Annotated in this window: 14 protein-coding genes; 6 read left to right on the top strand and 8 right to left on the bottom strand. The window is 73.6% G+C overall.

The genetic code is table 11. The features are described from left to right. Window positions 1-37: 37 nt before the first annotated feature. A complete protein-coding gene (locus tag ACFV88_RS05455) occupies window positions 38-583 on the bottom strand; it encodes a TetR/AcrR family transcriptional regulator (protein ID WP_385486730.1) in 546 nt (181 codons plus the stop codon). A gap of 226 nt (window positions 584-809) precedes the next feature. Beyond that, a complete protein-coding gene (locus ACFV88_RS05450; RefSeq protein ID WP_385486293.1) occupies window positions 810-2,564 on the bottom strand; it encodes an acetyl/propionyl/methylcrotonyl-CoA carboxylase subunit alpha in 1,755 nt (584 codons plus the stop codon). A 523-nt stretch (window positions 2,565-3,087) separates the two neighbouring features. Here ACFV88_RS05450 and ACFV88_RS05445 point away from each other — a divergent pair. Beyond that, entirely contained in the window at window positions 3,088-3,894 is an 807-nt protein-coding gene (locus ACFV88_RS05445) for a nucleotidyltransferase (RefSeq protein WP_385486292.1), read from the top strand. 26 nt (window positions 3,895-3,920) lie between these two features. On the opposite strand, the gene ACFV88_RS05440 is transcribed toward ACFV88_RS05445, so the two are convergent. From ACFV88_RS05440 to ACFV88_RS05425, 4 genes are all read right to left on the bottom strand, one after another. Next, the gene (locus ACFV88_RS05440; RefSeq protein ID WP_385486291.1) at window positions 3,921-4,541 is read right to left on the bottom strand and encodes a nucleoside triphosphate pyrophosphatase; all 621 of its coding nucleotides are present in this window, start codon (window positions 4,539-4,541) and stop codon (window positions 3,921-3,923) included. Window positions 4,542-4,604: 63 nt separating this feature from the next. Beyond that, on the bottom strand, window positions 4,605-4,733 hold the full coding sequence (gene mmpB, locus ACFV88_RS05435) for a morphogenic membrane protein MmpB (RefSeq protein WP_385486289.1): 129 nt from the start codon (window positions 4,731-4,733) through the stop codon (window positions 4,605-4,607). A gap of 81 nt (window positions 4,734-4,814) precedes the next feature. Next, entirely contained in the window at window positions 4,815-5,024 is a 210-nt protein-coding gene (locus ACFV88_RS05430; protein WP_385486287.1) for an acyl-CoA carboxylase epsilon subunit, read from the bottom strand. 39 nt (window positions 5,025-5,063) lie between these two features. Next, the gene (locus ACFV88_RS05425; RefSeq protein WP_385486285.1) at window positions 5,064-6,698 is read right to left on the bottom strand and encodes an acyl-CoA carboxylase subunit beta; all 1,635 of its coding nucleotides are present in this window, start codon (window positions 6,696-6,698) and stop codon (window positions 5,064-5,066) included. Between the two features lie 165 nt (window positions 6,699-6,863). Between ACFV88_RS05425 and ACFV88_RS05420 the strand changes: the two genes are divergently transcribed. The 4 genes from ACFV88_RS05420 (at window position 6,864) to ACFV88_RS05405 (ending at window position 11,283) form a co-directional block, all read left to right on the top strand. Continuing rightward, on the top strand, window positions 6,864-7,748 hold the full coding sequence (locus tag ACFV88_RS05420) for a biotin--[acetyl-CoA-carboxylase] ligase (protein ID WP_385486283.1): 885 nt from the start codon (window positions 6,864-6,866) through the stop codon (window positions 7,746-7,748). A 153-nt stretch (window positions 7,749-7,901) separates the two neighbouring features. After that, the gene (locus ACFV88_RS05415; RefSeq protein ID WP_385486281.1) at window positions 7,902-9,083 is read left to right on the top strand and encodes an adenylate/guanylate cyclase domain-containing protein; all 1,182 of its coding nucleotides are present in this window, start codon (window positions 7,902-7,904) and stop codon (window positions 9,081-9,083) included. 158 nt (window positions 9,084-9,241) lie between these two features. Beyond that, complete coding sequence (locus tag ACFV88_RS05410; RefSeq protein ID WP_385486279.1) at window positions 9,242-10,042, top strand: enoyl-CoA hydratase/isomerase family protein; 801 nt, start codon at window positions 9,242-9,244, stop codon at window positions 10,040-10,042. 77 nt (window positions 10,043-10,119) lie between these two features. Continuing rightward, window positions 10,120-11,283: a diguanylate cyclase domain-containing protein gene (locus ACFV88_RS05405; protein ID WP_385486277.1), complete on the top strand. Its 1,164-nt coding sequence runs from the start codon at window positions 10,120-10,122 to the stop codon at window positions 11,281-11,283. Window positions 11,284-11,421: 138 nt separating this feature from the next. On the opposite strand, the gene ACFV88_RS05400 is transcribed toward ACFV88_RS05405, so the two are convergent. After that, the gene (locus tag ACFV88_RS05400) at window positions 11,422-12,090 is read right to left on the bottom strand and encodes a class I SAM-dependent methyltransferase (RefSeq protein WP_385486275.1); all 669 of its coding nucleotides are present in this window, start codon (window positions 12,088-12,090) and stop codon (window positions 11,422-11,424) included. A 330-nt stretch (window positions 12,091-12,420) separates the two neighbouring features. Between ACFV88_RS05400 and hutH the strand changes: the two genes are divergently transcribed. Further along, the gene (gene hutH / locus ACFV88_RS05395; protein ID WP_385486728.1) at window positions 12,421-13,959 is read left to right on the top strand and encodes a histidine ammonia-lyase; all 1,539 of its coding nucleotides are present in this window, start codon (window positions 12,421-12,423) and stop codon (window positions 13,957-13,959) included. Between the two features lie 54 nt (window positions 13,960-14,013). Here hutH and ACFV88_RS05390 read toward each other — a convergent pair whose 3' ends face one another. Continuing rightward, a complete protein-coding gene (locus ACFV88_RS05390) occupies window positions 14,014-14,352 on the bottom strand; it encodes a hypothetical protein (protein ID WP_385486273.1) in 339 nt (112 codons plus the stop codon). Window positions 14,353-14,431: the final 79 nt, after the last annotated feature.

Genomic DNA, 14,431 nt, shown 5'->3' with positions numbered 1-14,431 from the left:
CTCCGGGCCGGTCGGGTCTGGGTCGGGCGGCGGGCCGTCAGGCGCGGATGCCGCGCAGCGTCAGGGACAGCAGTCGGTCCGCGAGGTGCGGGTCGCCGGGGGTCTCCTCGGCGGCCAGCGCGATCGCGTTGGTCAACTGCATCAGGTCCGAGACGGAGACGTCGGAGCGCACCGCTCCGGAGTGCTGGGCCCGGGTCAACAGGGCGGCGCCGGCCTCCCGCATGGGGGTGCTGCACCGCGCCAGGTCGGAGGTGTCGTCGTGGCACGCCGTCATCAAGGCCCGTGACAGGCCCCGGTACTCACCCGCGTGGGTGATGATCGCGCGCAGCCAGGCGACCAGCGCCGTACACGGTTGGGGGGCGTCCAGAAGGGCCCGGGAACGTACCAGCAGATCGTCCCTGGCCTCCTCGAACACCGCGCTCATCAGGGCGTTGCGGTTGGGGAAGTGGCGGTACAGGGTGCCGATGCCGACCCCCGCCCGACGGGCCACGTCCTCCAGGGAGGTGCCCGTGCCGTGTTCCGCGAAGGCGGTGCGTGCCGCCGCGAGCAGCCGTTCGTAGTTGCGGCGGGCGTCCGACCGCATGGGCCTCGTCTCGTGCCGTCCGGCCAGGGCCACCGGCCCCGGGGCCCGTGCCGTGTGCTCCGCGGCCTCCGGGTGCCGCTCCCCACCACCGATCATCGGTGCGCCTCCCGTCTGCCGCGCGCGTCCCCAGCATGCCACCCCCCGGCACGAGGGCGGGGCGGCAGGGGGAACACGGCTGCGGGCCGCCCCCGTGGGGGACGGCCCGCAGTGGGTCGGGGTGCTCGGGTCAGTCCTTGATCTCGCAGATCAGGGCGCCGGAGGTGACCGCGCCGCCCACCTCGGCGGCGAGGCCCTTGACGGTTCCCGAGCGGTGCGCGTTGAGCGGCTGCTCCATCTTCATGGCCTCCAGGACGACGACGAGGTCGCCCTCCTTGACCTCCTGGCCCTCCTCGACGGCGACCTTGACGATGGTGCCCTGCATCGGGGACGCGAGGGCGTCCCCGGAGGCCGCGGGGCCGGACTTCTTGACGGCCCGTCGCTTCGGCTTGGCACCGGCGGCGAGCCCGGTGCGCGCCAGCGACATCCCCAGGGAGACCGGCAGCGACACCTCCAGGCGCTTGCCGCCGACCTCGACCACGACCGTCTCGCGGCCGCTCTCGTCCTCGGCCTCGGTGTCCGCGGCGGCGGAGAACGCCGGGATGTCGTTGACGAACTCGGTCTCGATCCACCGGGTGTACACGGTGAACGGCGAGGCGGTGAACGCCGGGTCGACGACGACCTTGCGGTGGAACGGGATCGCGGTGGCCATGCCCTCGACGCGGAACTCGTCGAGCGCCCGGGCGGCCCGCTGGAGGGCCTGCTCACGGGTGGCGCCGGTGACGATCAGCTTGGCGAGCAGCGAGTCCCAGGCGGGGCCGATGACGCTGCCGGACTCGACGCCGGCGTCGAGCCGCACGCCCGGACCGGTCGGCGGCGCGAACAGGGTCACCGTGCCGGGGGCGGGCAGGAAGTTGCGGCCGGGGTCCTCGCCGTTGATGCGGAACTCGAAGGAGTGACCGCGCACCGGCGGGTCGTCGTAGCCGAGGGCCTCGCCGTCGGCGATGCGGAACATCTCCCGCACCAGGTCGATGCCGGTGACCTCCTCGGTCACGGGGTGCTCGACCTGGAGTCGGGTGTTGACCTCCAGGAACGAGACGGTGCCGTCGACGCCCACCAGGAACTCGACGGTCCCGGCGCCGACGTAGCCGGCCTCCTTGAGGATCGCCTTGGACGCCGAGTACAGCTGGGCGTTCTGCTCGTCGGTCAGGAAGGGCGCGGGGGCCTCCTCCACCAGCTTCTGGTGGCGCCGCTGGAGGGAGCAGTCACGGGTGGAGACGACCACGACGTTGCCGTGGGTGTCGGCGAGGCACTGGGTCTCGACGTGCCGCGGCTGGTCGAGGTAACGCTCCACGAAGCACTCGCCGCGCCCGAACGCGGCGACCGCCTCGCGGACGGCCGACTCGTACAGCTCCGGCACCTCGTCCAGGTTCCGGGCGACCTTCAGGCCGCGCCCGCCGCCGCCGAACGCCGCCTTGATCGCGATGGGCAGCCCGTGTTCCTTGGCGAACGCGACGACCTCGTCCGCCCCGGACACCGGGTCGGGGGTGCCAGCGACCAGCGGGGCGCCGGCGCGCTGCGCGATGTGGCGGGCGGCGACCTTGTCGCCCAGGTCGCGGATGGCCTGCGGCGGCGGACCGATCCAGGTCAGCCCGGCGTCCAGCACGGCCTGCGCGAACTCCGCGTTCTCGGAGAGGAAGCCGTAGCCCGGGTGCACGGCGTCCGCACCCGAATCCGCCGCCGCCTTGAGCACCTTGCCGATGTCGAGGTAACTGGTGGCGGGGGTGTCGCCGCCCAGCGCGAACGCCTCATCCGCCACCCGGACATGCACGGCATCACGGTCCGGCTCCGCGTAGACCGCCACACTCGCGATCCCCGCGTCCCGGCACGCCCGGGCCACTCGAACCGCGATCTCGCCCCGATTGGCGATGAGCACCTTCCGCACGATGGCTCCCTCCTAGCAGTTTCCGCCGGGGGCCGATCCCCGGACCACCGGCCCGGTACCCGGCCCGGTACCACGGCCCGGAGCGGTCTACGGGTTCCCCGTGCCGATCACTTCGCATGACTTTTCCCGGAACACACCGAGTTTAGGGACTGCCGACACGGCCGTACGACCCGTCCCCCTAGGTGAGGTTGCCCACACGGAGCGTGAGAACGGGTCTCGTTCGGTGTGAAGTTCCTAGTCACGGGCGGTGTGCGGAAATCCTCTTCCGAACCCTAGCCCGGTTGTGTGGCCAAGGTCTCTATGAGAGGGCACTGCGGAGGATCGTGAATCTTTGTGGAATCCCTACGAATGGCCCAACGTCCAAAGGGCTCGCCGAACGCCCCACCCGCCGCCGCGCGGGGTACGGGGCACCCTCCCCCCGCCCCCCTGCTGTGACAGGGGTGCCCCCAGCGCACCGGGGAACCCCGGGGTGCACTCGTCGTCGGGTTCGCAGGGGGCGTGCCGCGCACGGCACAGTGGCCCCATGACGGAACGAGGGCTGGAGCCGGACGGAACGATCGCACGCGAGGGCGCGCTGGACCGGGTGCCGGCAGCGTTCGTCCCCGTCGTGGACGCCGCCCGCGCCCACCTCAGCGCCACGTTCGGCGATGCGCGCCTGCACAGCGCCTACCTCTACGGCAGCATTCCCCGTGGCACCGCCACCGTCGGGGTCTCCGACCTCGACCTCCACCTCGTCCTCCACGACGAGCCCTCCGAAGCCGACCGCGCCGACGCCCGGGCGACGGAAGCCCGGCTCGACCGCGCGTTCGGGCAGATCGACGGCGTCGGCATCCTGCTGACCAGCGCGCGGGTCCTGCTCAGCGACCTCGAACGGCACGACGGGGGATTCTTCCTCGCCTGCCTCTGCACCCCGTTGCTGGGCCCCGACCTCGCCGAGGAACTACCCCGGTACCGTCCCACGAGCCTGCTCGCACGCGAGACCAACGGTGACCTCGTCCGGGTGCTTCCGCAGTGGCGGGTCGCCGCGGCCGAGGCCACCACGGACGCCGACCGCCGGGCCCTCGGCCGTCGGGTCGGCCGGCGCCTCGTCCGTACCGGATTCACCCTGGTCATGCCCCGCTGGGGCGGCTGGACCAGCGATCTCGACCGGTCCGCCGAGCTCTTCGGCCGCTACTACCCCGAGCGCGCCCGGCAGATGCGTCTCGCCGCGGACACCGGCCGGGCGCCCGCACCCGATCCGGCCGTGCTCGGGATGCTCATCGACGACCTCGGCCCGTGGCTCGCAGCCGAGTACACGGCCGTCCACGGGGAGAAGGCGCCCCGTCCCTGACCGGTGACCGACCGCCGGCGCACCCGTCAGCGCGCCGGAGCCACCCACAGGTCCGTGATGCCCACGCCCAGCTCCGCCAGCAGCCGCCGCAACAGCGGCAACGACAGCCCGATGACATTGCCGTGGTCACCGTCGATGCCGTCGACGAACGGGGCCGACCGCCCGTCCAACGTGAACGCGCCCGCCACGTGCAGCGGCTCCCCCGAGGCGACGTACGCGGCGATCTCCGCATCGGTCGGCTCGCCGAAGCGGACCACCGTGGACGCGACCGCCGAGGCGTACCGTCCGCTGCCGGCGTCGTACACGCAGTGGCCGGTCTGGAGGGTGCCGGCCCGCCCCCGCATCGCCTTCCAACGGGCGGTGGCCTCCTCGGCGTCGGCGGGCTTGCCGAGGGCCTGTCCGTCCAGGTCGAGCACCGAGTCGCAGCCCACGACCAGCGCCGCCGCCCGGATGACCTCCGGCCGGGCGGCCACCACCGACGCCTTGGCCTCGGCGAGCGCCAGGGCGAGTTCCGCGGGAGTCGGCGCGGTCACGGCGTCCTCGTCGACCCCGCTCACCACCACCTCGGGGTCGAGCCCCGCCTGGCGCAGGAGACCGAGACGGGCGGGGGACTGGGAGGCCAGGACGAGGTGGCGGGCTGCACTCATGGGCCCAGCGTAGAGGGAGCGTCCGGGCGCGCCGCGTGGGCGGGCCGGCCCCGGTCCGACCCGTCAGCGCAGGCCGAGCGCCACCATCGCCAGGATCATGGCGAGGGCGAGCACCAGCCCGGCTCTGCGCAGCATGCCCTGCATGGCGCGCATGTCCTCGGGCGGTTCGTTCTCGGGATCGGACCACAACATGCTTTCGATGCTCCTGCGCCGGGGGAGCCCCCGCCTGAGTACGGGTACCTAACTTGCCGCGGCGGGCGCCCCGGGTCCCGTTCACCCCGGCCAGTAGGTGCGGGTCCAGGCGGACGGGCCGGGCGCGGGCAACCGGGTGCGGGCCAGCCGGGACGGGTGGGACCAGGCGTCGGCACCGGCCGTCGGCTCCCCGGGGGCCGGTGCGGACGCGGCGGCCCGGGCCCGGACCACCGCGAGGGCGGCGGCCAACTCCTCCGGCGTGGGGTTGCCCTTCACTACCTTGATCATCACGGTGGCTCCTCGGGGTGCGGCGGAGGACGGCGAGGGGGACTAGAGCGGGATGTTGCCGTGCTTCTTCGGCGGCAGGCTCTCCCGCTTGGTGCGCAGCTGACGCAGGGCCCGCACCACCTGGCGACGCGTTTCGGAGGGGGCCACCACCGCGTCGACGTACCCCCGCTCGGCCGCCGTGTACGGGTTCAGCAGGGTGTCCTCGTACTCCTGGATGAGCTGCTGGCGCACCTCCTCGCGCTGCTCCTCGGGCGCCCCCGCGATGGTGCGCCGGTGCAGGATGTTCACCGCGCCCTGGGCGCCCATGACGGCGATCTGTGCGGTCGGCCAGGCCAGGTTGAGGTCCGCGCCGAGGTGCTTGGAACCCATCACGTCGTACGCGCCGCCGAACGCCTTGCGGGTGATCACCGTGATCAGCGGGACCGTGGCCTCCGCGTACGCGTAGATCAGTTTGGCGCCCCGGCGGATGATGCCCTCGTGCTCCTGACCGACGCCCGGCAGGAAGCCCGGCACGTCCACGAAGGTCAGTACGGGCACGTTGAAGGCGTCGCAGGTGCGGACGAACCGGGCGGCCTTCTCGGACGCGTCGATGTCCAGACAGCCCGCGAACTGGAGCGGTTGGTTGGCGACGATCCCCACCGGGTGGCCCTCCACCCGGCCGAAGCCGGTCAGGATGTTCGGCGCGAACAGCGGCTGGGTCTCCAGGAACTCCGCGTCGTCGAGCACGTGCTCGACGACCCGGTGCATGTCGTACGGCTGGTTGGCGCTGTCCGGGATCAGCCCGTCCAACTCCCGGTCCTCGTCCGTCAGCTCCAGGTCCGCCGGCTCCGGGAACACCGGCGGCTCGCTCAGGTTGTTCGACGGCAGGTACGCCAGCAGCGACTTGACGTACTCGATCGCGTCCTTCTCGTCGCCCGCCATGTGGTGCGCGACCCCGGAGACCGTGTTGTGGGTGCGCGCCCCGCCCAGCTCCTCGAAGCCGACGTCCTCACCGGTCACCGTCTTGATGACGTCCGGTCCGGTGATGAACATGTGCGAGGTCTGGTCGACCATCACTGTGAAGTCGGTGATCGCCGGCGAGTACACGGCGCCGCCCGCGCACGGGCCCACGACCAGCGAGATCTGCGGGATCACCCCGGAGGCGTGGGTGTTGCGGCGGAAGATCTCCCCGTACATCCCGAGCGCCATCACGCCCTCCTGGATGCGGGCGCCGCCCGAGTCGTTGATCCCCACGACCGGACAGCCCGTCTTCAACGCGAAGTCCATCACCTTGACGATCTTCTGGCCGTAGACCTCGCCGAGGGCGCCGCCGAAGACCGTGAAGTCCTGCGAGAACACCGCCACCGGCCGGCCCTCGACGGTGCCGTACCCGGTGACCACGCCGTCCCCGTACGGGCGGTTGTCCTCCAGGCCGAAGGCGGTGGACCGGTGCCGGGCGAACTCGTCCAGCTCCACGAAGGAGCCCTCGTCCATCAGCAGGGCGATCCGTTCACGGGCCGTCAGCTTGCCCTTGGCGTGCTGCTTCTCGACCGCGCGCGCCGACCCCGCGTGGGTGGCCTCCTCGACGCGTCGCCGCAGATCGGCGATCTTGCCCGCGGTGGTGTGGACGTCGATCGCCGGGTCCGCCGCGGGGGCGGGTGCGGACACGGTCGTACGGGGCTCTTCCGGCTTGGACATCGGGTGCGGCTCCCTGCGGAGAAGGACGGCCGGCGCCCCGGGACGCCGGTGGGTCGTCGCGTCCTCGCGGGGCAGCCGGACGGGTGACCGGGGCTGATTTCTCGTAGCGTAGTGGGGTGGATACCGTTCGGCAGTGCGGCGTTTACCACACCTAGGGTGGGTTGCATGACGCCCCCGGATGCTGAAGCCAACCGCTGGTCCGACCTGGACCGGCCGCCCCTGAACGCGGCGGCGCTCCGTCGTGCGCTGGTGCGCCCCGACTCCCTGTGGACCTCCCTGGACGTGGTCCGCGAGACCGGTTCCACCAACTCCGACCTCACCGCCCGCGCGGCCCGCCCCGGTTCGCTCCCCGAGGGCGCCGTCCTGGTCGCCGAGGCCCAGCACGCGGCCCGGGGGCGCCTCGACCGCCGTTGGAGCGCGCCGGCGCGCTCCGGTCTGTTCGTGTCGGTGCTGCTCACCCCGGGGGACGAGCGGCGCGGCGCGGTGCCCGTGGACCGCTGGGGGTGGATCCCGCTGCTCGCCGGGGTGGCCGTCGCCACCGCGCTGTCGCGGGCCGCCGGGGTCGACACGGCTCTCAAGTGGCCCAACGACCTGCTCGTCACCGTCGACGGCGAGGAGCGCAAGGCGGGCGGCATCCTCGCCGAACGGGCCGGGGACGGTTCCGTCGTCCTCGGGATCGGACTGAACGTCAGTCTGACCGCCGACGAGTTGCCCGTGCCCGGTGCCGGTTCCCTGCTCCTCGCGGGTGCGCGGACCCTTGACCGGGACCCCCTGCTACGGGCCGTCCTGCGTTCCCTGGAGCAGTGGTACGGCGACTGGCGCGCGGCCGGCGGCGACCCGGTGGCGTCCGGCCTCCAGGAGACGTACGCGGCGGGGTGCGCGACGCTGGGGCGCCGGGTGCGGGCCCTGCTCCCCGGCGAACGGGAGGTTTCCGGCGAGGCGGTCGCCCTGGACGGGGACGGGCGGCTGGTCATCGCCACCGACGAGGGAGGGCTCCAGTCCGTCGGGGCGGGCGACATCGTCCATCTGCGTCCGGCGGAGTCCGGCTGACGGCGCGTGACTGCGGCGATGGAGGGGTTCCGGGCGGTTCGCGGGAACGGACCGTCCGGTCGGGAGTGAGCCACGGCACAGCTGTCGTACTGTGTGTGTTTGGGTGCTTCCTCGGAAGGCCCTGACCACGCGGCAGATCGGAAGGCAGCAGGCGTGACCGTCGACGACACGGGCTCGGGAGCCGGGAGGGGCAGTGCCCACGACCCGGGCCGCGACCGCCCCGCCGCCCCGCATCCCGGCTCCGGCGGTTCCGGTGGCTCCGGCGGGGCCGATCCCCCCGATGCCGCGGACGGCGCCGACGGGGGTGACGATCCCCTCGCCCTCCGCCTCGAACAGCTGATCCTCGGTGCCGAGCGCCGCTACACCCCCTTCCAGGCGGCCCGCAGTGCCGGGGTCTCGATGGAACTCGCGTCCCGTTTCTGGCGGGCCATGGGCTTCGCCGACATCGGCCAGGCCAAGGCGCTGACCGAGGCCGACGTACTGGCCCTGCGCCGGCTCGCCGGTCTGGTCGAGGCGGGACTGCTCAGCGAGCCGATGGCCATCCAGGTCGCCCGGTCCACCGGTCAGACCACCGCGCGGCTGGCCGAGTGGCAGATCGACTCGTTCCTGGAGGGGCTCACCGAACCCCCCGAGCCGGGGATGACCCGGACCGAGGTCACGTATCCGCTGATAGAGCTGCTGTTGCCGGAGTTGGAGGAGTTCCTCGTCTACGTCTGGCGCCGGCAGCTCGCCGCCGCCACCGGGCGGGTCGTGCAGGCCGCCGACGACGAGGAGATGGTGGACCGCCGGCTGGCCGTCGGCTTCGCCGACCTGGTCGGTTTCACCCGGCTGACCCGGCGCATGGAGGAGGAGGAACTCGGCGAGTTGGTCGAGGCGTTCGAGACCACCGCGGCCGATCTGGTGGCCGCGCACGGCGGGCGGCTCATCAAGACCCTCGGCGACGAGGTCCTGTACGCGGCGGACGACGCGGGCATCGCCGCGGAGATCGCCCTCCGGCTCATCGAGACGATGTCCCACGACGAGACGATGCCCGAACTGCGGGTCGGCATCGCCTTCGGCACGGTCACCACACGGATGGGTGATGTGTTCGGGACCACCGTGAACCTCGCGAGCCGGCTCACCTCGATAGCGCCGCGGGACGCCGTCCTCGTGGACGGGGCGTTCGCCGAGGAGCTGACCCGCACCGGCGAGGCCCCCAAGTCCGAGACGGAGGCCGCGGCGGCCACCGCGACGGAGGGTGCGCCCTCGTACCGCTTCGCGCTCCAGCCGATGTGGCAGCGGCCGGTCCGCGGGCTGGGCGTCGTCGAACCCTGGCTGTTGACCCGCCGCGGCTGACGGTCGCTCAGCGCCGTCCGTCGCCCGTGCCCCGTACCGCCCGGACCCGTAGCGCGCAGTGCCCCGACCCCGTAGCGCTCCGTCGCCCCGTGTCGCGTCCGTCGCCGACCTGGAATGATCCGTTCGAATAACGAGCGTTAACGATCAGGGAGGTCCACGTGGACGAGCGACCGCAGCGGTTCGGGGACTTCGTGGCGGTGCAACGGCACGGTGCCGTCGCGGAGCTGCGACTCGACCGGCCCCGGGCCATGAACGCCGTGTCCACGGAGCTGGCGCGGGCCCTCGCCGCCGCCTGCGGGGAGCTGGGCGCGGACCCCGGGGTCCGCGTCGTGGTCATCACCTCCACCCATCCGCGGGCGTTCTGCGTCGGGGCGGACCTCAAGGAACGCAATGCCTTCACCGACCGGGACCTGTTGCGCCAGCGCCCCGTGACCCGGGCCGCGTACACCGCGGTGCTGGACCTCCCGGTGCCCGCCCTCGCCGCCGTGCACGGGTACGCGTTGGGCGGCGGCTTCGAGATCGCCCTGTCCTGCGACCTGATCGTGGCCGACCCCTCGGCCGTCGTGGGGCTCCCGGAGGTCTCCGTGGGGGTGATCCCGGGCGGCGGCGGCACCCAACTGCTGCCGCGCCGGGTCGGTGCCGCCCGGGCCGCCGAGCTGATCTTCACCGCCCGTCGGCTCCCGGCCGTGGAGGCCCACGCCCTGGGCCTGGTGGACGTCCTGACCGAAGAGGGCGAGGACACCGCCGAGGCGCTGGCGCTGGCCGCCCGCATCGCCGAGAACTCCCCGGTGGGCCTGCGCGCCGCGAAACGCGCACTGCGCCTCGGGCAGGGGCTGGACCTGCGGGCCGCGCTGGAGGTCGAGGACGCGGCCTGGCGCGCGGTGGCGTTCTCCGGCGACCGGGTGGAAGGGGTGGCCGCGTTCAACGAGAAGCGGTCACCGAACTGGCCCGGCGAGTAGGGCGCCCGATCGCCACACGCCCCCTCTGTGGGTACCCCAATGCCCCAAAATATGGCAAACATCCTTAATCTAGTGTGATGGGTGGTGAGGAAGTGCGGCTACGGGGTGTGGTGGAGCTGGCGCAGGGAATGGCGGCGGCCCGCACCCCGCGGGACTCCTGGCGGGCGGCGGCCGAGGGGGCCCGCCGGGCGCTCGTCGGCGACTTCGCCGCCCTGTCGGTGTGGGAACGGGACCTGGGCCGGCTGCGGGTCCTCGTCAACGCGGGCGAGCGGACCCCGGACGAGGAGGAGTTCCCGGAGCACGAGGCCTACCCCGTGCACGAGTTCCCCGAGATCGCGGAGTTCCTGCACGGGCGCTGGGCCGGTGGCGGTGAACCCCGGGCCTGGGTGGAGACCGCCGAGGGGCCGACCCCGCAGGGCGCGCGCTACTGCCACCAGCGGGTCGCCGCCCTGCGCCGTCGGGGCCGCGGCTGCTGCGTGGTGGCTCCGCTGGTGCTGCACGGCCGGGCCTGGGGCGAGCTGTACGTGGCGCGCACCGCCGGGGCCCCGGTCTTCGACCCGGCCGACGCGGACTTCGCCACCGTCCTCGCGGCCGTCGTCTCGGCCGGCCTCGCCCAGACCGAGCGGCTGGAGGAGGCCCGCCGCCTGGCGTTCACCGACTCCCTCACGGGGCTGGCCAACCGGCGCGCCGTCGACGAGAGCCTGGACGACGCGGTGGACCGTCACCACGCCGAGGGGATCGTCGTGAGCCTGGTGGTGTGCGATCTGAACGGGCTGAAGCGGGTCAACGACACCCAGGGGCACGCCGTGGGGGACCGGCTGCTGGAACGGTTCGGCTCCGTACTGTCCCTGTGCGGGGCGATGTTGCCCGGGACGCTGGCCGCGCGGCTCGGCGGCGACGAGTTCTGTCTGTTGGCGGTCGGCCCCCCGGCGGACCGGGTGGTGCGGGTGGCCGAGGAGCTGTGCCGGCGCGCGGCCGGCCTCGGCGACGGGGTGGCCTGCGGGGTCGCCTCCACCGGTGACCCCATCGGCGAGGTGCGCTCCGCGCGCCGGCTGTTCCGGCTCGCGGACGCGGCGCAGTACCGGGCCAAGGCGGCCCGGTCCCCGACGCCCGTGGTCGCGGGCCGCTCCGGGCCCGACGACCCGGTCGTCCGGTTGGCCGACGACACGGCCCCGCCAGTGGGCGAACCGGCGCCCCCCGTCGGCGAACGCCGCCGCTTCCGTCGCTGGTTGGACCGCTAGCGGGCGGCGGGTGCGCCCTGGCCCCCGCTCGCCGCCTTCAGCGCAGGGCCACCAGGACGCTGTCGTCGCCGCACTGCCAGACCGTGGTGACGGTCTCGAAGCCCGCCGCCCGGAGCATCCCGGTCTGCTCGCCCGTGGTCAGGTCGAGGGGCGGCGCGAACGCACGCCGGGCGATCGGCCGCCGCTCACGGGCCCGTGCCAGGTCGGCGAGTTCCGGAGCGGCGAGGAACGCCTTCCACCAGGAGTCCCAGTCCTCCCGGTCGGCCTTGCCGGCCCGTTCGGCGCGGGCGGCCCGCACCCGCCGGGCCAGGGCGCGGGCCGCCCGGGAGCCCTCGGGGGCCGGTTGTTGGCGTCGACGAAGACGCCGCCCGGCCGCAGCCGGTCGGCCAGCAGGCGGTACAGCGCGTCGAGGTCCGCCGGCTCCAACCAGTGCAGGGCGGTCGAGGAGACGACCGCGTCCCAGGGGCCGTCCGGGGCGGCGCGGTCCGCCCAGCCGGGCGAGTTGAGGTCGTCAAGGTACAGCCGGGCACCGGTGCCGGCGACGGCCTCCTCCGCCAGGCCCAACATCATCGGGTCGGCGTCGACGCCCACCACCTGCGCGTGCGGGAGGGCGCGGGCGAGGCGGCCGGTGAGCGAACCCGTGCCGCACCCCAGGTCCACGATCCGCGGGCGTTCGGGGGAGGCCCGCTCCAGGGACCACCGGGTGACGTCGAGGATCACCCGGAACCGTTCCTCGCGGTCCGGGCTGTAGCGCTCCTGCTGTTCGTCCCACCGCCGTAGCCAGTTGCGGGCCGTTTCACCGAGCATCGTGGTCCTTCCTCCTGCGTCCGTCGCACCGTCTTCGGGTGTTCCTGTGGTCTTGGGCTCCTGTGTTCCTCGCTCCGCCAGGACACCCTTCCCCCGGCGCGGTCCGGGTAGCCGCGCGGGGGTCGCCGGTCCAGCTGGCCGATGGTCCGCCGGATCCACCGGGCATTCGGGGCTCCGGTTCGCCGGGACGGGTCCGTCGGGTGGTCGTGGCTTCGTACGGCGGTGCGCCGGTGCACCGATGCGTCGTTCGGGGCCCGCTCCGGCGGCTGGGTGGGGTCCACGGACCTCGTGACAAGCTCCAATTCACTGCGTACGCTCCTGAATATGGATATGCACACTGTGGTGCTGGGGGCCTCGGGGACCACCGCGGTCGATGTGCTCGCCGTGGCCCGGGACGGCGCACGCGTCCGGCTGTCCGAAGAGGCGGAGTCCGCCCTCACCGCCGCGCGCGACATCGTCGAGGCCCTCGCCGCCCGACCCGAACCCGTGTACGGCGTCTCGACCGGATTCGGCGCGCTCGCGACCCGGCACATCGGCCCGCACCTGCGCGCCCGCCTCCAGCGCAACATCGTCCGCTCGCACGCCGCCGGGCTCGGCCCCCGGGTCGAACGCGAGGTCGTCCGCGCGCTGATGTTCCTCCGGCTGAAGACCCTGTGCTCCGGGCACACCGGCGTGCGCCCGGAGGTCGCCCACGCCCTGGCCGACCTCCTGAACGCCGGCATCACCCCCGTCGTCCACGAGTACGGATCGCTCGGCTGCTCCGGCGACCTCGCCCCGCTGAGCCACTGCGCCCTGACCCTGATCGGCGAAGGCGACGCCGAGGGGCCCGACGGAACCGTCCGCCCCGCCGCCGACCTGCTCGACGCGCACGGCCTGCACCCCGTCGAACTGCGGGAAAAAGAAGGGCTCGCCCTCCTCAACGGCACCGACGGCATGCTCGGCATGCTGTTGATGGCCCTCGCCGACCTCGACCGGCTCTACACCTCGGCCGACATCACCGCGGCCCTCACCCTGGAAGCGCTCCTCGGCAGCGACCAGGTGCTCGCCCCCGCCCTGCACGCCATCCGCCCGCACCCCGGACAGGCCGCAGCCGCCGCCAACATGCTGGCCGTGCTGCGCGGTTCCGGACTCACCGGCCACCACCAGGACGAGGCCCCGCGGGTCCAGGACGCCTACTCGGTGCGGTGCGCGCCCCAGGTCGCGGGCGCCGGGCGGGACACCCTCGCGCACGCCCGCCTCGTGGCGGAACGGGAACTGGCCGCCGCGGTGGACAACCCGGTCGTCCTGCCGGACGGTCGGGTCGCGTCCAACGGCAACTTCCACGGAGCACCGGTCGGTTACGTCCTCGACTTCCTCGCCGTCGCCGTCGCCGACCTCGCCTCCATCGCGGAACGCCGCACCGACCGGCTCCTCGACAAGAACCGCTCGCACGGCCTGCCCGCCTTCCTCGCCGAGGACCTGGGCGTCGACTCCGGTCTGATGATCGCCCAGTACACGCAGGCCGCGCTGGTCAGCGAACTGAAGCGGCTCGCCGTGCCGGCGTCCGTCGACTCGATCCCGTCCTCCGCGATGCAGGAGGACCACGTCTCCATGGGCTGGTCCGCCGCCCGCAAGCTGCGCACCGCCGTCGCCCACCTCACCCGGGTGCTCGGCATCGAGCTGTACGCGGCCACCCGCGCGATCGAACTGCGTGCCGGGCTGACCCCCGCCGAGGCGTCCCGCGCGGTGATCGCCGCGGCGCGCGGGGCCGGGGTCGACGGACCCGGACCTGACCGGTTCCTCGCCCCCGACCTGGCCGCCGCCGACGCCTTCGTCCGCGACGGACACCTGGTCAGTGCCGCGGAGTCGGTGACCGGCCCGCTGGCCTGACACCCCGCCATGCCACGGGGTCGGGCGTCACTCGGCCAGTCAGTTCCCCGTGCCTCAGGGGGCGGTGCGGCTCCGGCGGACCGAGTAGACGACGAAGCCGGCGCCCACGCACAGGAACGCGGTGCCCCCGTAGACGTACGGGGCGGTGTCGAAGGCACCCGTGTCGGCGAGGCGTGCGCCGTCCTGTGCGGCCTTGGTGCTCGGCGCCCGGTACGTGACGGGGCTGAGCGGGGTGAGGGGGGAGCCCTCGGATCTGATGGACGCGTCGGCGGCCGACCGGGGCGGGGTGAGGGGCTCTCCGTCGGTCGCGTTGGCGGAAGGGACGAACCACAGGGCGCCGAGGAGGGTTCCGGCGGCGGTTGCGGTCAGCAACGAGCGGCGGGCGGCGGACACGGAATATCGATCCCCTTGTGACGCTGGCGAATTGGCCGGGTGGACCGATGCTAGTGAACCCCGCGGGTCGCAGGAAAGT

Source organism: Streptomyces sp. NPDC059816 (assembly GCF_042732055.1).
GTDB lineage: Bacteria > Actinomycetota > Actinomycetes > Streptomycetales > Streptomycetaceae > Streptomyces.
Note: the sequence above shows the minus strand (reverse complement) of the source record. Positions and strands in the feature narration are given on the sequence as shown.